This window comes from Hugenholtzia roseola DSM 9546 (assembly GCF_000422585.1).
Classification (GTDB): Bacteria; Bacteroidota; Bacteroidia; order Cytophagales; family Bernardetiaceae; genus Hugenholtzia; species Hugenholtzia roseola.
Window position 1 is genome coordinate 1 of the sequence record NZ_AUGI01000033.1, and the last position, 22,695, is coordinate 22,695.

Annotated in this window: 16 protein-coding genes; 10 read left to right on the forward strand and 6 right to left on the reverse strand. The window is 41.6% G+C overall.

Translation table 11 applies throughout. The features are described 5' to 3' along the window. Positions 1-191: 191 nt before the first annotated feature. From smc to trxA, 3 genes are all read left to right on the forward strand, one after another. Positions 192-3,770: a chromosome segregation protein SMC gene (gene smc, locus G500_RS0101535; protein WP_027001321.1), complete on the forward strand. Its 3,579-nt coding sequence runs from the start codon at positions 192-194 to the stop codon at positions 3,768-3,770. A 393-nt stretch (positions 3,771-4,163) separates the two neighbouring features. Next, a complete protein-coding gene (locus G500_RS0101545; RefSeq protein WP_027001322.1) occupies positions 4,164-5,579 on the forward strand; it encodes an MBL fold metallo-hydrolase in 1,416 nt (471 codons plus the stop codon). Positions 5,580-5,655: 76 nt separating this feature from the next. Then, positions 5,656-5,961 (forward strand): thioredoxin, encoded by a 306-nt coding sequence (gene trxA / locus G500_RS0101550; protein WP_027001323.1) that lies wholly within the window; start codon positions 5,656-5,658, stop codon positions 5,959-5,961. 308 nt (positions 5,962-6,269) lie between these two features. Here the strand turns inward: trxA and G500_RS0101555 are convergent, their stop codons facing one another. Continuing rightward, positions 6,270-7,199 carry a hypothetical protein gene (locus G500_RS0101555; protein WP_027001324.1) on the reverse strand — a complete coding sequence of 310 codons (930 nt, stop codon included), beginning with the start codon at positions 7,197-7,199 and terminating at the stop codon, positions 6,270-6,272. 486 nt (positions 7,200-7,685) lie between these two features. Here G500_RS0101555 and G500_RS0101565 point away from each other — a divergent pair, with 486 nt between their 5' ends. Next, entirely contained in the window at positions 7,686-8,204 is a 519-nt protein-coding gene (locus G500_RS0101565; RefSeq protein ID WP_027001325.1) for a hypothetical protein, read from the forward strand. A 451-nt stretch (positions 8,205-8,655) separates the two neighbouring features. On the opposite strand, the gene G500_RS21930 is transcribed toward G500_RS0101565, so the two are convergent. Then, a complete protein-coding gene (locus tag G500_RS21930; RefSeq protein ID WP_245574450.1) occupies positions 8,656-9,960 on the reverse strand; it encodes a 1-acyl-sn-glycerol-3-phosphate acyltransferase in 1,305 nt (434 codons plus the stop codon). A 231-nt stretch (positions 9,961-10,191) separates the two neighbouring features. On the opposite strand from G500_RS21930, the gene G500_RS21935 reads away from it, so the two are divergent. The 5 genes from G500_RS21935 (at position 10,192) to G500_RS0101610 (ending at position 18,376) form a co-directional block, all read left to right on the forward strand. Further along, positions 10,192-12,966 (forward strand): DUF5686 and carboxypeptidase-like regulatory domain-containing protein, encoded by a 2,775-nt coding sequence (locus G500_RS21935; RefSeq protein WP_245574451.1) that lies wholly within the window; start codon positions 10,192-10,194, stop codon positions 12,964-12,966. 198 nt (positions 12,967-13,164) lie between these two features. Continuing rightward, on the forward strand, positions 13,165-15,357 hold the full coding sequence (gene recQ, locus G500_RS0101595) for a DNA helicase RecQ (protein WP_035755985.1): 2,193 nt from the start codon (positions 13,165-13,167) through the stop codon (positions 15,355-15,357). A gap of 75 nt (positions 15,358-15,432) precedes the next feature. After that, positions 15,433-16,044, forward strand: a complete 612-nt coding sequence (ruvA, locus tag G500_RS0101600) for a Holliday junction branch migration protein RuvA (protein WP_027001327.1) — start codon at positions 15,433-15,435, stop codon at positions 16,042-16,044. A gap of 218 nt (positions 16,045-16,262) precedes the next feature. Then, the gene (locus G500_RS0101605; RefSeq protein ID WP_027001328.1) at positions 16,263-17,240 is read left to right on the forward strand and encodes a calcium/sodium antiporter; all 978 of its coding nucleotides are present in this window, start codon (positions 16,263-16,265) and stop codon (positions 17,238-17,240) included. Positions 17,241-17,293: 53 nt separating this feature from the next. Continuing rightward, positions 17,294-18,376, forward strand: coding sequence for a hypothetical protein (locus tag G500_RS0101610; protein ID WP_027001329.1), 1,083 nt, complete (start codon positions 17,294-17,296; stop codon positions 18,374-18,376). A gap of 153 nt (positions 18,377-18,529) precedes the next feature. Here G500_RS0101610 and G500_RS21940 read toward each other — a convergent pair whose 3' ends face one another. Beyond that, on the reverse strand, positions 18,530-18,826 hold the full coding sequence (locus tag G500_RS21940; protein WP_035755988.1) for a hypothetical protein: 297 nt from the start codon (positions 18,824-18,826) through the stop codon (positions 18,530-18,532). A 246-nt stretch (positions 18,827-19,072) separates the two neighbouring features. Next, a complete protein-coding gene (locus G500_RS0101620; RefSeq protein WP_027001330.1) occupies positions 19,073-19,459 on the reverse strand; it encodes a hypothetical protein in 387 nt (128 codons plus the stop codon). Between the two features lie 351 nt (positions 19,460-19,810). On the opposite strand from G500_RS0101620, the gene G500_RS0101625 reads away from it, so the two are divergent. Further along, positions 19,811-20,683 (forward strand): RpnC/YadD family protein, encoded by an 873-nt coding sequence (locus G500_RS0101625; RefSeq protein WP_027001331.1) that lies wholly within the window; start codon positions 19,811-19,813, stop codon positions 20,681-20,683. Between the two features lie 189 nt (positions 20,684-20,872). Here G500_RS0101625 and G500_RS0101630 read toward each other — a convergent pair whose 3' ends face one another. Next, complete coding sequence (locus G500_RS0101630) at positions 20,873-21,535, reverse strand: hypothetical protein (protein ID WP_027001332.1); 663 nt, start codon at positions 21,533-21,535, stop codon at positions 20,873-20,875. Positions 21,536-21,723: 188 nt separating this feature from the next. Further along, positions 21,724-22,641, reverse strand: a complete 918-nt coding sequence (locus tag G500_RS0101640) for a ribonuclease Z (protein ID WP_027001333.1) — start codon at positions 22,639-22,641, stop codon at positions 21,724-21,726. Between the last annotated feature and the right edge of the window lie 54 nt (positions 22,642-22,695).

Here is a 22,695-nt window from a genome sequence, read left to right on the forward strand (position 1 = left end):
CAGAACTTAACATTACTGCCCATAGGGGAGGGTTCGAAAACCAAATCATTTTTTGCATAAATGCAAAAAAAAATGATACCATATCAAAGCCCCTCCCTTTGGGGGAGGGGTTTGGGGTGGGGTGCATTTAAGACTTTTATCGTTGTAACAACGCAAGCTATTTCAAAAAGAAAAACGAAGTTTGAACCCCCATGCAGCTTACAAGTTTAGAAATTAAAGGATTTAAAAGTTTTGCAGACAAGGTAGTTTTACGATTTGATGCAGGCATCACAGGGGTAATCGGACCCAACGGCTGTGGCAAGTCTAACGTCATCGATGCCATTCGCTGGGTGCTGGGCGAACAGCGCACCAAACACCTGCGCTCGGATAAGATGTCCAACATCATTTTTAATGGCACAGCCAAACGCAAAGCCGCCGATTTTGCCGAAGTTACGCTGCATTTTGAAAATAATAAAAACCTATTACCTGCTGAATACAAGGAAGTTAGCATCACACGCAAGTATGCTCGCAATGGCAATGGCGACTACTTTCTCAATGGCGTTGCGTGTAGGAAAAAGGACATCTTAGACCTGCTCGCTCCCACAGGCGCGACAGCCAATAGCTATGCGATTATCGAGCTAAAAATGGTCGATGATATTTTAAATGACCGCGAAGATGCCCGCAAACAGATGTTTGAGGAGGCGGCAGGTATTGCCCAATTCAAACAGCGCAAAAAGGAGAGCCTTAGCAAGCTCGAAAGCGTGGATACGGATTTGGAAAGGGTAGAAGATTTGTTAGGAGAAATTACGGCTAATATGAACCATTTGGAAAAACAAGCCGCCCAAGTGGATAAATATTTAGAGGCAAAGGATTCTTACCAGCGGCATAGCATTGCGCTTTCGAAACGCCAGATGCGCACTTTTCGCCAAAATTTGGAAAGTCAGACACAAAGACAAAGCGAACTTTTAGCAGAAAAAACACAACTGCATGCCCAAGTGGAAACGTTTGAGCAACACAGAGAAGCCATCAAAACCGACATAGAAAGCAAGGAAAGCACCCTAAGCGAACAAAGGCAGCAACTTTCGCGTCAGAACGAAAAAATCCGCTATGAGCAAACCGAAGCCCAACGCAAGCGCGATAGGGAAAAATATCTTTTGGAGCGCAAAGGGCAGGTAGAAAAACAAATCGTAGAAACAAAACAAAACAATGAAAGTCAGCTTGCTCAAATTGGCGAACTAAGCCAAAGTCAGGCTTTTTTACAAAGTCAGGTCGAAAGTTTAGAGGCAGAATTAGCCAACATAGAAACACTTTACAAAAAGGAAAAGCAGGCGCACGACTTCAAACGCAGCGAACTCAATTTGGTGCAGGATAGGGTGAAAAATCTGCAAAGCGAAATTTTGGTACTCACAAAAGAAAAAGAGGTAAAAGAAGCACAACAGGCTGCCCTTTTGCAGGAAAATGAGCAGTTGGGTTTGGAATTTTCGGGGCAGGAAGCACAAATTGATAAAGTAAATACACAACTTTCCGAACTGGAAGGCTTGGTAGAAAGCCTACAAAGCGATTTAGACCAACAAAAAAACGAACAAGCGGAAAAGGAAAGGCTTATCGGACGCACCCAACAGGAAATTGAGAAAGAGAAAGAAGAAAAAAACAATCTTTTACGCCGTTATGATGCACAAAAAAACGAAGTAAAGTTGCTCAAAACGTTGGTAGAAAGTAAGGAAGGGTATTCGCAAACGGTTCAATATCTAACACAAAACTTTAATCAGGTGCGCCCTGCCGCCTCTGAAAACGCGCTTCCTACACCGCCTTTGCTGACCGAATTGCTCGATTGCCAGCCCGAATACATTGCGGCTCTGCAAACTTTTTTGCAGCCCTTTATGAATTTCTTTGTGGTTGAAAATGAGCAAATTGCGCTACAAACTTTTGCCCATTTGCAAGAAGCTAAAAAGGGCAAAGCGCAGTTTTTCGTCTTAGAAAGGCTCAAAGATTTGCCCACGCCCCTGCTTTTAGATGTGCCACAGGCACTTTCGGCTTTGGCAGTGGTGCGTTTTGAGGCAAAATACAAATCGCTTTTTTATGCCCTTCTTCAATCGCTCTACTTTGTGGAGGAGGATTTTGACCCTGCCCAAACCTTGCTGCACCCCCAAGCGGTTTTTATCCGAAAGGATACAACTTTGCTTTATGGTAAAAATGGTGAATTAAGCGGCGGACAAGCCAAAGCCCAAGACGAAAAAAGTCTTTTAATTGGTAAAAAACAGCAATTAGAGAATTTAGAAAAAAGTTTGGTGCTTTTGGAAGCGCAAATTCAGAACCAAACTGCCCAAATAACCACCTTAGAAAGCGAAAAGAAGGAGTTGGAAGCGAGCAGTTTGCAGGCAAGTATTCAAGAAAAGCAAAAACAATTAAACCGTTATTTGCAAGAAAAAATATCTGCACAGGCGCGTTTAGAGCAAATGCAAGCCTCTTTGGAGCGCAGTTTGCAGCGCAAGCAGGTTTCGAATGAAAAGGTAAGCAGGCTCAAAAATTCTATTGAAGGCTTAGAGCCACAAATTGCCGAAAAGCAGTTTGTTTTGAAAACCAACGAGGAAAAAAAGAACCAGTTAGCCGCCGATTTCGAGCGCGACAGTTTGCGATTTGAAGCGCAAGATGCGTTTTTCAAAGAAAAAAATAAGCAGTTGTATGAAGAAAAAGCGCGTTTGGAAAAAATACAACAAGAAACTGCTTTTAAAGAAAATGCCATTGCACAAAACGCAGAAAGGCTTTACGATTTAGAACAAGAGGCACAACAAATTCAGCAGGAAAGTCAAAAATTGCATCTGCAAATCGAGGCACACCAGCAGCAGGAACGCGAACTAAGCCTTTTGAGAAATGAGTGGCAGCAGGTCTATGAGGAGGAGCAAGCCGCCTTTCGTCTTTTGCGGGCGCAAGATGAGGAATTGAGCCAGCAAATTAGAAATACAAGCCGCAAGATACAAGAAAATAACAATTCACTTTTAGAAATACAAAATAAAATTGGCGAAAGCCGCCTCAAACTAACGGCATTGCAGGAGCGTTTGCAGGCAGAATTTAATTTGGTTTTGGAAGAAGAGCAGATGCAGCAGCGCAGGGTAGAAGATGAGCTATCCGACGAGGTTTTGATAGAGGAGATAGAGTCGGCAAAACGCCGTTTGCAGCGCATTGGGGCAATCAATGAAACGGCAAAAGAAGCCTATTTGGAAGTAAAAGAGCGGCATGATTTTATCACCTCAGAAAAAGACGACCTTGTAAAAGCCAAAGAATCTTTGGTAATGACCCTTGCCGAATTAGAAGCCGAAGCCGAAAAAAGTTTTTCGGAGGCTTTCACTACCATTCGCCAAAACTTTATCGCCGTCTTTCGCTCCCTCTTTTCAGACGAAGATAATTGCGATTTAAAACTGCTCAATCCGCAGCAGCCCCTCGATTCGCCCATCGAGATTTTGGCACAACCAAAAGGCAAAAGACCGCTGACTATCAAGCAGTTATCAGGAGGTGAAAAAACACTAACGGCAGTGGCGTTGCTTTTTTCTATCTATCTCTACAAGCCTGCACCTTTTTGCATCTTCGATGAAGTAGATGCGCCCTTAGATGATGCCAACATCGATAAATTTACGCGCATTATACAAAAGTTTTCAAAAGAGGTGCAGTTTATCGTCGTTACGCACAACAAGCGCACGATGGTCAGTACCGATGTCGTCTATGGCGTAACCATGCCCGAAATTGGCGTTTCGCGTGCTGTGCCTGTTTCTTTGAAGGGCTTGGCGGTAAATTAGGTTATTTTTTGCCCAACGTCAGAAAAATCAGACCCAAAACCTAACAAGCGTCATATTTTAATACGTTCATTTTTGAGAATTTTGCCATAGCTTTCAAAGGGAAGGCTGTGGCTTTTTTGTGTGAAAAAGGCTCTTTTCTATTCTGTTTTCGTTTGCCTTCTGTGTTTGGTAGAAAGGCAAGTTTTGGTTGTCTTTTCTTAAAATTATCATAAAAAAACGGCGTAGGATTGTATAGTCATTTGTTTTTGGTATAAAAAGCAGATAAAAAAAGCCTTTGTAACAAATGTTCCTTTTTATGAACCTCAAACTGCCGAACTTTGTAGCATCAAAAGGGCATCAAAGCCCCATCTTTTCTTTCACCTTCATTTTACTACCTCAAAACCTTCTACGACCATGAAAATCGAACAAATCTATACAGGCTGTTTGGCACACGCTGCTTATTATTTGGAAAGCCAAGGCGAGGCGGCTATTTTTGACCCGCTGCGCGAAGTTGCGCCCTACATAGAACGCGCCCAAAAGTCGGGAGCGAGCATTAAATACGTTTTCGAAACACACTTTCACGCCGATTTTGTGAGCGGTCATTTGGATTTGGCACAAAAAACGGGAGCTAAAATTGTCTATGGTGCAACGGCAAAGCCTGCTTTTGAGGCGATTATTGCCCAAGATGGGGAAGTTTTTAAAGTAGGCGGCGCGACGGTAAAGGCTATCCATACACCCGGACACACGATGGAAAGTACCACCTACTTGCTCATTGACGAAGAAGGCAGCGAACATGGCATTATCACAGGCGACACGCTTTTTATAGGTGATGTAGGCAGACCCGATTTGGCGCAACACGTCATTTCCGACCTAACAGAGGAAAAATTGGCAAACCTTCTTTACGATTCTTTGCGCAATAAAATCTTACCACTTGCCGACCATCTTATCGTCTATCCAAACCATGGCGCAGGCAGTGCCTGTGGCAAAAAGATGAGCAAAGAAACTACCGATACGCTGGGCAATCAGAAAAAGACCAACTACGCCCTACGTGCCGACATGACACGCGAGGAATTTATCAAAGAACTTTTGACAGGCTTAACAGCTCCTCCCCAATATTTTCCTCAAAATGTTTTAATGAACATCAAAGGATATGACAGTTTGGATACCATTATGCAAAAAGCCTTGCAAGCCCTTTCGCCCGAAGCCTTCGAAGCAGCAGCCAACGAAACCCAAGCCCTTGTCTTAGATACGCGTGATGCCGAAACTTTTGCAAAAGGTTTTATTCCCAATAGCATCAATATCGGTTTGGAAGGCAGCTTTGCGCAGTGGGTCGGTGAAATGATTTTAGACCTCAAACACCCCATTTTGCTTATCACCGACGAAGGCAAGGAGGAAGAAGCCGTCGTGCGTCTTTCACGTGTAGGGTATGATAATACGATTGGCTTTTTGAAGGGCGGTATTGCAGCTTGGCAAGCGGCAGGCAAGCAAATGGATAGCATCGAGCGCATTTCGGCAGAGGAATTGGCTTTGCGTTTGGAAAAAGGGGCGGTCAAGGTTTTTGATGTCCGCAAAAAGAGTGAATTTGATTCGCAGCATATCGTAGGGGCGCAAAACATTCCACTCAATCAAATCAATCAGCACTTGGCAGAATTGCCTAAAAATGAACCTTTTATCCTGCATTGTGCAGGTGGATATCGTAGTATGATTGCCGCTTCTATGCTCAAACAACGCGGTTGGGATAATTTCGTAGATGTAAGAGGCGGATTTTCTGCCATAGAAAAAACGGCGGTCAAGACAACGGAATACGTTTGTCCGACTACTTTATTGTAACCCAAAACAATCACCACACTCAAAACCTACAAGGATTCAACGCCTAATAGGTTTTGAGTGTCTAAATCTTAACAACATGGAAAACAAAACTTCTTTTCAGGACTTAATTGCAGGCACAACGCCTGTCTTGGTGGATTTCTACGCCGATTGGTGCGCTCCCTGCCGCATGATGCAGCCTGTTTTGCAAGATTTAGCCGAAAAGATGGGTGAGCAGGTAAAGATTGTGAAAATCAATGTAGATAAAAACCCTTCGGCGGCAGCGGCTTATGGCGTGCGCGGGATTCCCACTTTTGTACTTTTCAAAGAAGGAAAAATCATCAATCGCAAATCTGGTTATATGCCTTTGCCCGAAGTTGAGAATTTTGTAAAGGGCGGTTTGTAGCCAAAAAATTAGACCCTAAGAGAAATTGAAGGCTCTTAGGGTTTGTTGTGGTCAGAAGTGTGTAAGCCCAATATTTTTACGTAATACTTTGTGGTATCTTGAAAATAACTTCCTAACTTGGTTCAGTCATTGGTGGGGACACCAACAACAGCACAGGAACAAGATATTTTACTAATTCAACTTTTTCCAAAAAGCAACTATAAAAGATAACTTAATAGTTGCTTTTTGGTATTTTATAGCATCTTGAAAATGCAAGTTTAGGGCTTGCAAAAAATAGGATTGTAGGGTAGTTCCCTAAAATAACTCTCTTAACGACTAATCACATAGCTTGCACCAGAAGCAGGCGTGAGAACAGTGCCGTTGTTTGTAGAAAAACGCACGCTTGCGACAACTCCAAACTCTTTAGACACAAAGAAATAATCAACATACTCAACCACATTTCCCTGTGTGATATTGAGTGCAGCTAATAGAGGAGCAGGAGCAAGTTCTCCATTAAGATAGTAAGTATTGGTATATTTTTCTGTATTTTTTACCAATAGTACCTCCGTGTTTGTTGCGATAGCACCTTGCGGCAACGATACTTTTCCCCACCCCACTACTTCGGAAGCAGTAACATACTCAATAGTTCGCTCGACAGGTGCATTAGAAATGCCAAAGCCTGCTACATCTAAAGTATATTTTTCAATAAGTTTAGATTCTTCTGTATTGTTATTACCATAACGCAAGGGAAACTTGAGTATAAGTTGTTTTGGAGTTATGGGCAAATCTATACCCGCAGAGGTGATTACTGCTCCCTGCAACTCTGCGCTCCCTGCATCTACTTTGACCCCTACCATAAAAAAGCCGTCCGAAGATACCTCGTAGTACTCGTTCAAGGTGAAATTTGGCAAAAAATTAGAAGGTGCTGTACGCACAAAGGTAGCAGACGAAAAAGAGCTACCAGCAGGAATGGCGTTGTTTTGAGCAGACACTCTGGGTTGCGCACTTGCAGATACAAAGGAATTTAAGTTCCACTCTACATTTTCTCCTTCTTGTGGAGGTTGTTGGATTTGCTCTGCACGCAAATTTGCTACCGTAACTACCGTACCTACCCTATTGGTGGGAGCATAGTCGGCAGAGGTTACTTCGATAGCGGCAGGTTCAGGGTTCGTATCTGGTTCGTCTTTGTCGTTACAAGAATAACTTAAACCTGCACAAAGAAACAATAACAGCATAGACTTTCTAAATCTAATAGTCATAATGATTGGGATTTTGAAAATGAATGATAAGAAAAAAGATTTGCGGCAGGCAAAAGCACTAAGGTAGAACGCAACTAACTGTACGCAAAGACCTTCCACAAATCAAAACTTGTTTGAATTAAGAAAATCTAAAAACCAAGTTTTACTACATCTAAACAGATGAAAGAAAGGATATAACGAAAACCTGAGTTTTAAGTCTTAGCAAGATATAAAAAAAAGCATTTCTTTACAAAAAAAAAGCAGGTCGCATTTGAAAAATGTATTTTTTTTCTTCAAAAACATCCACAAAATAACATTTTTTATTTGTTTTTTGCTATTTTTGCAGTGTCGTTCAGTCATAGGTGGGGACACCAACGACGGCGTAAAAAAACTGCTCAAAACGAAAGTATTTTCAAAATAGTTTGCTATCTTTGTACGGTAGCGAATTTAGTGAGCGGTTATTTTTAAAACGCAAGTACAGCAACGAAAACTGTATAAAAAACAACAATGAAATTATTTGTTTGTCTTATATTCTTACTCTTTTGTAGTTATCAATCGCAGGCAGGTTGCTCCTGCGAGTTCTTTTTTGATGAAAACTATCTCAAATGGGGGAGGGACACCGTTACTATAGACCTTTGGGGATACAGCAGAATGGATTTGAATAAGCAATTTATTGTAGATTCCGTTGCAAATTTACCCGATGAGCAGCAAATTTGCATTATTGAATGTTTATTAGAAAAGTCAAAAGTAAGTGATGATATTACACTGCTTTACCATGAATACACCACAGATAAAAAAAAAATTATGTATCAGGGTTCACATCCTACACGCCGTCCTTATCCTTATAGAAGTGTAACCAGTGTATGCTATTATTTAATATCAGCTATATATTATAAAAATATTTCTTATATACATCAAATAACTTTCCCCACAAAAAAACACAAACAAAATGTACTAAAAAAAGCAAATGGTATAATGTATAAAATAAAAAGAAAAATATATAGAACTAAAAAAGACAAAAAATAGAAGAATATGGATATAATAATCTTAGATATGGTTTTAAGGGCGAAGTTCCTAATAAAGCAGACTTGGATATACATGATGAAGAGTTATACAATGTTCACAAAGCGTGGATAAATACGCTTAAACAAATTGGTATGGAAGAGGCTCGTTTGAGGAATATTCACCCGTTAATCAACAGTGAATTTGAGTGGCGAAGTTCTATTTCCAAAAAAAAGGTAGAATAGTTAAAATTTCTATCGTCCTCAAAAAAGATGAATTTTTTTACACGCTTAATTATTTTGTAGCCAATTATCAGGCAAATAGTTTGAGAACTTAGTGGTTACTCGCCCTTCCCTAAGGCAGCAAACGGGAAGCCCAAAAAAAACTGCTCAAAACGAAAGTATTTTCAAAATAGTTTTATATTTGAAAAAAACTAACAGTTATTTAAAACTGTTAGTTTTTTGATGATACATATTTACTTGTCTTTGGGTTTTGTAAAATAGGCGTGAAGCAAGAGCGGAATCCAACCCAAAACGGGTATAAAATGGGCTATAGAAAGCGGATTGCGCAAGGTTAGGAGAAAGAAATCATACCATTTTACTTTCATTTTGAAATTGCGCTTGCCTTTGTTGTAGAGCCTATCAAATTCGTAGAAAAGCGCAGGCCAGCCAAAAGGATAAAGGGCGGGAAATTTGCCAATGCGCTCGTGTTTTGCCTTGAAAAACTCCTTGAATTGATAGGGCGACTTGCCGTATTTGCGCACGCCTTCGTCGAGTTCTGCCTGCACTTGGGCGTTGATTTTGTCGCGCACCTGCTCTATTTCGGCTTGTGTAATGTCTTCAAAGGACTTATCGGGGTCGTCTAAAAGGGCGTAGGGGTCTATGCGTTTGCCCATGACGTAGGTCATTTTGGCAGGGAAGCCGCAATAGAAAATCCAAGGAATGGTCAGGGCAAGGGTCGTGATAAGTCCCATCGGGAGGAAGGGCATGCCTATTTTATTGACAAGGCGATTGACGGCGGGGAAACTATAGACATAGGGGTTGATGTACTCGGCATTGACCGTTGCAAAGGGTATGATGTCGGTCTTGTATTTGAGTGCCATACGCACAAAAGAGGTAGAAAACCGTTGGAGTTGGTATTTTCTATTAAAACCCTTTCCAATTCCGGGTACGCCTTCGGGGTAAATCAAGATGTTGTAGTCATTGAACTGCATCATGGTCTCGAAATTGAGCGTAGTGGCATCTACACAGCCTACCTTTTTCCAAAGGCGATGAATCATAAAAGGATTCATCAAAGCCGTCTGTGAGAGCATGGGAGCGGAAAGCGGACGGATACAGTCGGAGGAAAAGTTATGACGACGAAACAGCTCGGCGGCGAAAATCATGCCGTCCCAAGGGAACGCCATGCCAGAGTGGTTGCTAATAAAAATTAGCGGTCGGTCGGGATTGTTGCGCTTGGGAAGCTCATCGAAACCAATAAATTCGGAGCGGTAGTAGGCTTTATCCATCGGTTCTATCACATTCTCGACGAGCAGGCGCGTGTATTCAAGGTCAAAATAGCGCGTATAGACGTATTTATTATTTTCTACTTCGGCAGGAACTTGTGGAGTTTGTGCCGTCATCACTTTTTTATGCGTATCTTTCATACTTTTCAGAACTTTTTTTTGTGTGGAGGGCAGCGGCAGGCTGTCGTTTGTGTAGGCTAAGAATCTATTTGCAAAAGACGCAACGAAGGCGGCAAAAAGGGCATCTTTGGTCTTTACAAAGGTTTTGACACACAATTTAATACTTTTTAGGGTAGAAAAGCAAATCTAAAGCCTGCGGAAACGATTTTTATTTTGCGATGTCGTTTTTTTGTGCCTTTTTTACTTTTGCGATTCAAAGAAAAAAGAGTATTTTTGAAAGTCTAAGTCGTGTTAGGCGTTATTTCAAAATTTTAGACCCAGTCGGTTGTTGCAGTGCCTTTTCAGGTGCAAAGGCAGGGAGGTTGTTTGTTTTCAAATTTTATTTCTATGTTTTTTTCTTCTCAAAAAATGATGCTTCTATACACAATTCGGAGTGCGGCAAGAAAGTGGGGCTACGGCGTTTTGGGTGCAAAAACCACACAGTTTTTCCTACCGTCTGTTTTTACTGCTCTTTTTCTAAGTGCCTTTTTTTTCTTGGGCTTTCCTACCAACCTTTCGGCACAAAAGACCCTTGTGATGGGCAAAGTTACTGATGCCGAAACAGGTGACGGCGTGCCTTTTGCCAGCGTTTATTTTGATAAGACTACGATTGGCACTACTACCGATTTCGATGGCTATTTTAAAATAGAAACCGACACGCCTACTGATAGTTTGGTAGCCTCTTATATTGGCTATGAAATGCGCAAGAAACCCATAGAAAAAGGAAAAACCCAAACGGTAGATTTCCAACTTGGCAGCACCAGCGAGGTCTTGAAAGAAGTCGTTATTACGTTGGGCAAAAAAGAAAACCCTGCTTGGCGGATTCTTAGGGCGGTGGTAGCGAACAAAAAATACAACGACAAGACGCGCCTCTTGGCTTACGAATTTGATACGTATAGCAAAATTGAAGTCGATGTAGATAACATTACCGATAAATTTAGAGAAAAAAAATTAGTAAAAAAAATAACGGCAGTCTTAGATAGCATCGAGCGCATTGCAGGCGAAGATGGCAAGCCTATCTTGCCGATTTTTATTTCTGAAACCGTTTCGAAGACTTATTTCCGCAAAAATCCCGAAAAAAGGCGCGAAGACATCATCAAGACCAAACTCACAGGGGTAGGCATGGAAGATGGTAGCACGCTTTCACAATTAGTGGGTAGTTCGTTTCAAGACTACAATTTTTATGAAAATTGGATAACCATTACAGACAAAGACTTCGTTTCGCCTATTGCCGAAAGTTGGCGTATCTTTTACGATTACGAGCTAAAACAAGAAAATGTGTTAGTAGATGGTTTTAAGTGTTATCTAATAGAATTTAGACCCAAACGCCCCGAAGACTTAGCCTTTCAGGGTCAGATGTGGATAACCGATTCCACTTTTGCCCTCAAACGCATAGATGTAACAGTAGGAAAAACGGCAAATTTGAACTTTATAGAAAAAATCAAGATTCAGCAGGAATTAGTGCCTGTGGAAAAAAGCGAACTTTCCAAAGACGAGCAGCAGGCACTTCTTTTGGCGGATAGCTTGGAAAAAAAGGAACAACTGGCAGCAGGCACAGACTCTTTACAAACCGAAGAAATAGAAGACGCTATCGCCGAGATGGAAGGCTACCAAAAGGGCGCACGCCAAGCCTGGCTACCTTCCAAGACGCGCATTTTGGTAGATGTTGGTGAAATAAATGATAATTGGGCAGGCATGCTTATCAAATCTTACGTGTCGGCAAAAAATATGGTCGTCAATCAGCCCAAACCGCTCAAATTTTACAAGCAGACCATCAAAGTAGCCGAAGACGCGCTTATTTCTACCCCCGACTACTGGCAGCAAAATCGCCACGATTCGCTTTCCCAAACCGAGCAAAATGTTTATCTGATGATAGACACCCTGCGCAATCTGCCTGTGGTGAAAAGCTACATCGAAATCGTGAGTTTTATCTACAATGGCTATAAAGACATCGGCAAAATAGATGTAGGCTCGATACTCTCTTTGGTCAATTACAACAATGTAGAAGGCACGCGCTTTATGCTCAACCTGCGCACCAATGACAAGTTTAGTGGCAAATTTATGATAGGCGGTTTTGCCGCTTATGGTCTGATGGACGAGCGTTGGAAATACGGTGGTAGGTTTCAGTACATTGCCAAAAAAGTACCTACTTGGACAGTCATGGGGCTTTCCTACAAAAAAGACATCGAGCAGGTTGCCATCTTCAACGACAACCTTTCCCCTGCCGACAACCCCCTCTTTTTTGCCTTTGCAAGATGGGGCAACATAGAAAAAAACCGCCCCTTTTTGCACGAGGAAATCAAAGCCTTTGCCCAAACGGATTTGCTCAAAGGGCTGACCCAAAAAATTACCTTCCGTCAGCAAAATATTCAGCCGCTCTACGCCTTCGAATACTACGATTTGAACAATCGCGACCTGCGCTACAACGAATTTACCACCTCCGAATTGATGTTTGAAACGCGCATAGCCTTTCAGGAGCGTTTTATCATTGATGGCAACGATAGAATTAGCTTTGGCACAGGCGACTATCCTGTTTTTAAGTTGCGCTACCATTTGGGTTTGCCCAATTTTTTAAATAGTAGTTTTGGTTTTCATAAATTTGCCGCCCAAGTAGAGCAGTCTTTTCGTTTGGGTGCAATCGGCAGGACAGACTACACCTTGCAGGCAGGCTACATTCCTTCCACAATTCCCTACCCCCTTTTGGAGAGCCACTTGGGGAATGAAACCCCTTTTTACAACCTACTCGCCTTTAATTTGATGAATTATTTTGAGTTTGTAAGCGATAAATTTGTTTCTTTGCGTCTGCAACACCGCTTCGAGGGCTTGTTTCTCAATAGCGTCCCACTGATGCGCAAACTCAAATGGCGCAACTTTGTAGAAGGCAATTTCTTGTATGGCAGTGTAAGTCAGGCAAATTTAGACCTCATTCCCCTCACAGACGCGCAAGGAAACGCGCTTCCGCGTTTTAGTTCTTTGGGCAATAAACCCTATGTAGAACTTAGTTATGGGATAGAAAATATCTTCCGCTTGGTGCGCATACAAGCGGTACATCGTCTAACCTATTTAGACAACCCTAACGCGAGCCGTTTCGGAGTGAGAGCCTCTTTGGTGTTTAGATTGTAAAAAAAGAACCCCGCTTGGGTTTTTTCTAAAAAAGTACCTACCAATAGCGGCTTTCCGACTAATATTTTTGAATCGCTTTTCTGTTTTTTGGGCAAAAAAACTTAATTTTACACAGCTAAAAGCTCCGCGCCCTTGTTGCCGAGCTTTGCTTTATAGACCGTCCTAAGTGTAGCATTTCATCAGTGTAGCATCTCATCTATGAATCCAGACATCGATTTGAAACATAGCCTAAAACAGTTTTTTGGCTATCACCAGTTTAGAGGCAATCAGGAAGACATCATTCGCAATGTGCTAATGGGCAGGAATACCTTTGTCATCATGCCCACGGGCGCGGGAAAATCCCTTTGCTACCAGCTCCCTGCTGTGGTGAGCGAGGGAACGGCGATAGTCATTTCTCCTCTAATCGCCTTGATGAAAAATCAAGTCGACCAGCTTCATAGTTCGAGTATTCGCGCCGAGTTCCTCAATTCTACCTTATCTAAAACGGAAGTCAATCGCATCAAACGCGATTTGGTAGATAACAAAATCAAACTGCTATACCTTGCGCCCGAAAGCCTAACCAAAGACGAAACCTTAGATTTCCTTTCCAAAATCACCGTTTCTTTTGTAGCCATAGACGAGGCGCACTGTATTTCCGAATGGGGACACGATTTCCGACCCGAATACCGCCGTATTCGCCACATCATCGAGCGTTTGGGTAGCCTGCCTGTGATTGCCCTGACCGCTACGGCTACGCCCAAAGTGCAGCTCGATATTCAGAAAAACCTGCACATGGAGGAGGCTTCTATTTTTAAGTCGTCCTTCAATCGCAAAAATCTCTACTACGAGGTGCAGCCAAAAGGCAAGGAGGTGAATCGCGATTTGATTAGATTTGTAAAAAAATTCAAAGGCAAGTCGGGGATTATCTATTGCCTAAGCCGCAAAAAGGTAGAGGAAATTGCCGAGCTACTCAACGTCAATGACATCAAGGCACTGCCCTACCATGCAGGTTTAGATGCCCATACGCGCATGAGCAACCAAGATGCGTTCCTAAACGAACAAGTTGAGGTTATCGTCGCTACGATTGCCTTTGGCATGGGCATTGACAAGCCTGACGTGCGCTTTGTGGTGCATTACGACGTGCCTAAATCTTTGGAAGGCTACTACCAAGAAACAGGCAGAGCAGGGCGCGACAGTTTAGAAGGGCATTGTTTGATGTTCTATTGTAAAAATGATATTCAAAAATTAGAAAAATTCAACAAAGACAAACCTGCAAACGAGCGCGATAATGCGCGACACCTCTTACAGGAAATGGCGGCGTATGCCGAGTCGTCGGTGTGTAGGCGTTTGCAACTCTTACATTATTTCGGCGAAAGCTATGATGTCATGGAGTGTAACGAAATGTGTGATAATTGTAGTAAAAACGACAATATGGCAACCTTCGAAGGACAAGAATTTGTCTTGACCGTCTTAGAAGCGGTCTTACAAACACAGGAGAAATTCACCATTGACCACGTCATTAAGGTCATCAGAGGGATAGAAGAACCCCATGTGGTTAGTTATGAACACCACGAATTGGAAATCTTTGGCGAGGGGCAGCATGAAAACGAGGAGTTTTGGCAGTCGGTCTTCCGACAGGTCATGCTATCAGGCTTATTAGATAAAGACATCGACCATCTCAATGTCCTCAAATTAAGCAAGACGGGCAAGGCGTTCCTCAAAAAGCCTACCTCTTTCAAATTGCACAAAGACCATGAGTATACAGGCGAGGAAGCCGAGCCGCTTATCCCCGAATCGCCCGAAAAAGCCAAGACCCCATTTGATGACGTGCTTTTTGACCTGCTCAAAAAACTGCGCAAGAAAGTATCCCATCAGCATGGCGTACCGCCCTATGTCATCTTCCAAGAGCCTTCTATGGAGGAGATGTGTACCGTCTATCCTACTTCTTTCGAGGAGATGGCGCAAATCAATGGCGTAGGCATGGCAAAGGCGAAAAAGTACGGCAAGGAATTTATTAGCCTGATTGCCAAATATGTAGAGGAAAATGAAATCGAAACTGCCTCCGACGTACTGGTCAAATCCACAGCCAATAAGTCTAAGACTAAAATCTTTATCATTCAGCAAATCGATAGAATGATTGATTTAGAAGAAATTGCCGAAGCCAAAGACCTTTCTATGGACGAGCTAATTGAAGAAATCGAGCATATCTGTCATTCAGGCACAAAGCTCAATCTCAATTATTACATCGATAAAATCATGGACAAAGAACGCCAACAGGAACTATACGATTACTTCTTGGAAGCCGAAACCGACAACATCAAAGACGTATTAGAAGAATTTGGCACAGACGACTTTTCGGAAGAAGAAATCCGTTTGGTGCGCATCAAGTTTCTTTCCGAATACGCCATGTAGCCTATTAAAAACAAAACTTGCCTTCAAATTTCCCTTTGAAGGCTTTTTCTTACCTCTTTCCCAAGCCGCTGCCCTATGTACGCATATCTGAAAGGCAAACTTGCAAGCAAAGAAGCCCCTTATCTTGTTATTGAAACTCCTGCGGGTATCGCCTTCGAGGTGCGAGCTACCCAAAATGTAGTCGAGCGTTTTGAAGTAGGGGCAGAGTGCCAAATTTTCACCTACCTGCGTGTGCGTGAAGATGCACAAGAGCTATTTGGCTTTTCGAGCGAGCGCGAGAAAAAACTCTTTTTACTTTTGGTCGGTGTGTCTGATGTAGGGGCGGCTACTGCCTTAGCCGTTATTTCGGCAATGCCAATGGGCGAATTGGTGGCTGCCATTTTGAATAATGATGCCAAGCGTTTGCAGGCAGTCAAGGGCGTAGGAGCAAAGACGGCGCAAAAAATCGTCTTAGAACTCAAAGACAAACTACCCAAAGAGGGCTTCCATGCGGAAATGGGCGAAAATTCCATAGCCGCAGGGCGCATTTCGGACACTGTGCAGAGCGAAACCTTAGCGGCACTGATGGCTTTGGGTATGAATAAAATTGCGGCAGAGCGTAGTATCCGCGCCGTTTTGAAAAGCTACCCCGAAGAAAGTTTCGACCAAGTAGAAAAATTGTTGCGTTTGGCTTTGCAGCAGCGGTAAGTTTGCACAGAGCCTACCCCAAAAAGGAGGTTTAGGTTCTTTTTATCCTCATTCGTCGAATTTTGAAGGCTTCGTAAGTATAAAAGAAGCCTATTTGGTTGTTTTTTTGCCTATTTCTAAGTAGCTTGCTGCGCATAGCTTACTACAAAAGTGATTTTTTGTCTGTTCCGATTTTTTTGACATTCCGAAATACGCTCATCTTACCCTTTTTCCTTTTCATGACCTTATTCTTATCCTTTGTTTCGCTTTTAGGCGGGCTTGCCCTCACTATCATTGGCTCTGATAAATTAGTAGAAGGTGCTTCGGCACTTGCCAAACGGTTGAAAGTATCCGACCTACTTATCGGGCTAACTATCGTCGCTTTTGGCACCTCTGCACCCGAACTTACGGTCAATCTTTTCGCCTGCTTTCAGGGGCAGACGGGGCTTGCGATAGGCAACGCAATGGGTAGCAATATCGTCAATACGCTGCTTATTTTGGGAGTGGCGGCTTTTATCTTTCCTATCCGCGTAACTTCTAACACCACTTGGGTAGAAATTCCTTTGAGCCTATTGGCGGCATTGATGTTGGGCGTGGCTGCCAATGATGTTTTTTTTGATGGCGCAACCCAAAACCAGCTCACGCGCACAGACGGCTTGGCACTACTTGGCTTTTTTGCAATCTTTATGTATTATACCTTTAAAGTGGCGCAAAGTTCACACGAAGACGAAAGCGAAGCCGCCGTCAAGATGATGTCTTTGGGAAAATCCGTACTCTTTGCCGCTTTGGGAATGTTGGGGCTTTTTCTGGGCGGAAAATTATTAGTAGATGGGGCGATTGAAATAGCCAAAAGTTTCGGCATGAGCGACTCCCTTATCGGTCTGACCATTGTAGCGATAGGCACTTCTGCACCCGAACTTGCCACTTCTATCTCTGCTGCACTCAAACAGAAATCGGATATTGCCATAGGAAACGTCATTGGGTCAAATATCTTCAACATCTTTTTTATCTTGGGCATTAGTTCTATCATCAATCCGCTCCCTTTTGAGGCGCAAAACAATTACGATGTCGTCGTCAATATTGTCGCCAGTTTGTTGATGTTTGTTTTTGTTTTCACAGGAAAGGGGCGCGAAATCAACCGCACCGAGGGTAGCATCTTGGTGTTGGTTTATTTGGTGTATATGACTTGGACAATTTATGCAAATTTGAGCCTTTGAGCATCTTTGGTATAAAAAATCTCACATACCCATCTGACAAGACCCATTTTATCATGAAAAAACACCTTTCAATTTTGAGCTTATGCGCTTTTTTGTCTTTCTTTTTGGTTCAGAAGCAGGCAGAGGCGCAATTAAAAATCCCCAAAACGCTTTTTGTTTCCTACCAAATAGAGGCAAATCGCTGCCAAAGTCTAAGCTATTTTACGGGGTCGCGCATTTTCATTCCCCAAGATGCCTTTGTCTATAAAGCTACAAAAGAGCCTTATCAGGGTAGGGTCATTCTCAAATATCGCGAAACACACGATGTCTTTGATTTTATCATCAACGAGCAGCACCTTTTTGTAAGTCAGAAACAAGTCTTAAAATCTGGGGGCATGTTCGAAATCGCCGCTTATACCCCTGATAACAAAGAACTCGAAATTAGGGAGGGCAAAAAAATACAAGTTCGCTTTGCTGCCCAAGTAGCACAGGAAAAATTAGATAGTTATTTTCTAAATCCTGAAACTAACTTTTGGGAAAAACAGCAAAGTCCTATCGTTTCTTTAAATGCGCCCAAACGCGAACAGTCCGATACAGACCTTTGGGGCGGAAGCCCTGCCGCAGCATTGCCCCTAACGGAGGAAGAACTTGCAATAGGCTTTGGTGCTGATGATTTAGGCGACTGGGGTGGAGAATGGGGAGATGGTTGGGAGTTTTCGCCCGAAGATAGTCTTAGAAATGAGGTCTTTAAGGCTATGGATATAGGAAAAATGGGGCTTCACAACTACGATTTTTTATTGAAAGAAGAGGAGGCAATCCCCCTTGTGGCGCACTTCGAGGTAGAAAGCACTGCGCCCAATGCCGCTGATTTGACCGTTAGTAAGGTTTATTGTGTCTATGAAAAGTCTAATGCTATCGTCTATTATACCCAAGATGGTTTTAGCTCGTGGGAAAAAGATTTTCGCCTTTTGCCCAATGAACCGCTGCAAATTTTTTGCATCTTCGAAGATGGCTCTATTGCCAAACTGCCGAAGGAAAAGTTGCCCACAGCAGAAGTTTTGAATAAATATAAAAACAAAAAATATACGTTTGTTTTACAACACGAGCCAAAAAAACCGCTTAAAAAAGAGGATTTGGTAGCGCAACTATCTCAATAATAAAATTAGAACAGAATCCTATTTTTGGGTCTGAAAGTATTTTTGGTTTCAATCTCGTTGCGGAGAGGGCAATGGAGAGGTCAATGCCTTGTCCCTACATTTCGAGCCTAATTATTAGAATTTAACATTGCTGCGACTAACGGGTGACTGCTCTCATTTGTTTGTCTGCTCTAAAAATTCATTAAATTCTTTAAAGAAGTTCTTTAAGGCATCTGCTTCATCTTGTGAATAAAATAAAATAATGTCACTCCAAGAGTGATTTGTTCTTATTTTATATTTTTTTACAATCCAATCTTGAAAATGTGATATAAAATTTATGTCATTTATGTTAGATGCGTCCCTAAGATACCAACCATCAAGAAAAGATTTCAAGCAACTAATATAATTTTTACTTATATACATTGCGGGTCTTCTCTCTATATTTTTTATTAACTCTACTATTGATGTCATAGTTTAAAAATCGGTAACGTTTAGGTTGTGCTTTCTTCTCCTACGCCGTTGTTGGTGTCCCCCACCAATGACTGAACCCTACACCCTATAAGGGGAAACCTTAGACTTGCGTTGTAAGATACTGCAAAAATAGAAAAAAACAAATACAAAATGCTGTTTTTTTAGGTGCTTTAATAGCAGCAGCCTCGCAAAGCTAAGATTTAGTTTTATTTTTTGGTAGTCGGAAGATTCAGCCGAACGGGGAGACTACTCCGAACAAGGGAATGTTTCTGCAATACTTCTCTCTATTTCAGTATTTTTTGCATATATTTCAAAAAAAATAGCATCTAAACACTCAAAATAGAACTCATACTCTGAGTTATTATTACTAAAAACAACTCCATAAAAGTTAAATACCTGAGCAGATTCTGTTATTGCTGTTATTATTTCTTCATAGTCAGTTTCAGTTAAAAAGTTTTTTTTGGCACTATATTTTTTATTTATATAGTTATAGTTTATATTTGTTTCTTCTTTTCCTATTAGCTCTAAATCTAATATAACAAACAAGTTTTTAAACTCTTTTTTTACAAGTTTTAAAACAAACAAAGTTATGTTTTTTTGTTTATTTATATCTTTTGTTTTTATTTGTATCATTTTGTATTTAAAGGTTTAGCATCTCCCCCTGCTACGCCGTTGTTGGTGTCCCCAATGACTGAACGCTACGCCCTATAAGGGCAAATCTTTGATTTGCGTTGTAAGATACCGCAAAAATAACAAAAAACAAATACAAAATACTGTTTTTTAGATGTTTTGATAGCAGCAGCCTCGCAAAGCTAAGATTTGCTGGATTGATAAGTCTTAGTCGGAGATTAAGCCTAACTTTTAGTTTATTTTTTGGTTATGGGAATACTACGAACAACGAGAGGATACAAAAAGGTATAGAAAAATTTGGTAGTATCCAAAAAAATCGTATCTTCACAGCCTAATTAGCGCATAAAATCTTTTATGGAAGACGAAAAACCTAATCCAAAAGAACAAAACCTTTACGACAAAATTTTAAAGGAAAATATCTTGGCGTATGTCTTACAATTTTCGGAAAGACAGTTAGGTTTTCACATCAAAAAACACGCTTTATTAAAAGATAAACTACAAACTACCTTAGAACGAGAAGCCGACTTTTTAGTCCTTATCACCACCCAAGACGAAAAAGAATTTATCCTACAATTAGAATTTCAAGCGAAAGACGAGCCGAATATGATACTTCGTATGCAAGAGTATCATGCCATTTTACAAAAAAAATATCAAAAACCTATTGTTCAAATCGTTTATTACTTAGGCGAAACACCCAGTAATATGCGCTCTGTCCTTGCGCCTTCGGAAATTTTTACAGGCTTTCAACTAAAATCTTTTAGAGATTATTCCTACAAAGAATTTATCGAATCTAAAAATGCCGAAGAGGTTATCATGGCAGTTTTGGCGGATTTCGAAAAGGAAAAACAAGAGGAAGTCGTTGGTAAAATTTTGTTTCGTCTTTCGCAACTAAAAACCGATATTACTGCGTTAAATAAGTATGTCAAGCAGTTGCTTGTTTTAGCGCGTCTGCGCAATAAACTTCCAAAAATCATTCAAAACCAATTAGGCAATATGGGAACGATAGGATACGACATCGAAAAAGATGACTTTTATTTGCAAGGTTTAGAAAAAGGCTTGCAAAAAGGTATAGAGAAAGGCAAACTTGAAGGAAAGGTCGAAGGAAAGCTCGAAGCTCGCCATGAATTGGCAATCTCTTGTTTAAAAAAAGGGCTTTCTATAGAAATGACCGCAGAACTCACAAAACTATCCATCGAGGAAATTCGCAAATTGAGTGAGGAGTTGTAACGCTGTTAGTGGTATTCGGCTGTTATTTGTGCAGGATAGTCAGCAGAAAAGGCGACATATCCTATATTATTGCTTCAAAAGTAGCATTTTTTGCTATTTTTGCAGTATCTTACAGTGCAAATCTAAGATTTGCCCTACTGATAGGTCGGAGTCGGAAAATACGCCCAACGGGGTTAATAGAAGATGATTTTACCTTCTTTTTTGCACCTGCACCGAAAAAAGCAGGTCTATAAAACGCTGTTGATGTGTTAGGGTTCTGATAATTTCTACCACCACAAAAAGCGCGAAAACCAACAATAAAACCGCAAAACCGCTTCCCTGCATTTTTATCAAAAAATAAGGCACAGACCAAATTCCATTTCTTAGCAGACTTAGGAAAATGAGGCGACCACGTTTGAGATACCGCCCCCCTTGCCTTTCAAGACGTAAGCCAAATAGGATTTTGCCTATGCTGCCTCTATGTATGGCATCTTTAAAAAGCCAATAAAAACCTGCCAGAGGATACCATTTGTACCAAAAAAGGGCAGCCGTAATGGTGGTATCTAATAAAAATGCCAAAAATCGCATCAAACCCAAAGTAAAGATTTTACTTTCTGCCTTCGTTTCGGTTTGTCTTTGCTTTTTTAGGTGCAAAGTAGGTAAAGTAGAAGGAATTTTAGGCAAAGTCTGACTCTGCCCACAATGTCTTGCGCCCATATAAACCCAACTCTCGGTCAGGAACGCCGACCCGCAGGCTTTGCACAAAACAACCCTATCGCCTGCCGAAATGACATCGCCTGTAATGGGGTCTATCCGTGCTTGTGCCAAAAAATGCTGATGCAAATGTGCGCTAAGTTGGTGCTGATGAAACATAGGCAAGATTTTAATAAGGGCAAATTCGCTTTTTTTACGAAAAAATCAAACTGCTTTTTACCTTCATTCAAACGAAAAATAAGGCATAAAGTTGGGATTTCGCCTGCCTTAAAAAAATTAGACTCAAAAATTAGAGCAAGCCCCGAAAGAAAGTAAATTTTCGGTGAGGCTTTGTGCCAAACTTTATGTTAGACTTCGTGTAAAACTTCAAAAGTTTGCCCCTCTATTGCCATCTCCGTCGTGGGGAAGACCGCCTGCGCCTCGACCAAAAGACGGTCTAAGTTGTGATAACGCGAAGAATAATGCCCCAATAGTAACTTTCCTACCTGCGCCTCCTTCGCAAGTAAAGCCGCTTGAAAGGCAGTAGTGTGCATCGTTTCCTGTGCGCGTGTCAGATATTCCTGCGTAAAGGTAGCCTCGTGATAGAGCAAATCTACGTTTTTCAGTTCGGGTAATAAATTTATATCAAAAATAGTATCCGAACAATAGGCATAGGTTCTCAATTTTTTAAGCGGCTCGGTAAATTCAGTAAAAGCTCTTGTTTTGCCCTCAAAGACAATATCCTCTCCTCTTTTGAGTGCCAATTTTTGTGGAATGGAAAGAGCCGCTAAGGGTGCATCTTTTTTAAGAGAAAAGCCGCGCCTTTTTTCTTCGAAGCGAAAACCTGCACAAGGAATACGGTGGCGCAGGGGAAAGGTATAAACTTTTATCAAGTCGTCCTCTACCAATAGCTCTGGAACTTCGGTGTTGGTAGCCTTAAAGATGAGTTCGAAGGTCAGATAAAGTCCGCCACTTTTTTGGTGCGCCGCCAAAATATCCGCCATGCCAATGGGCGCGTAGAGGTAGAGTGGCTTTTTTCTGCCTTGCAAGCTCATTGTACCCAAAAGCCCTATCAGACCCAAGTAATGGTCGCCATGTAAGTGGCTAATAAAAATGCTGTGTAGGCGTGCGAGTTTGATGCCAAAATGGGCTGCCTGCATCTGCGCTCCTTCGCCACAATCAATCATATAATAACGGTGATTGACATTTAGAATCTGACAAGTGGGAAAGCGTCCCAAAGCAGGGAGGGCAGCATTTGCACCCAAGATAGTAACTTCGAAAGTCAAGAGAAATAGAATTTTAGAAAGAAAAATTTAGCAAACTTCTGCGATTTTTTTATT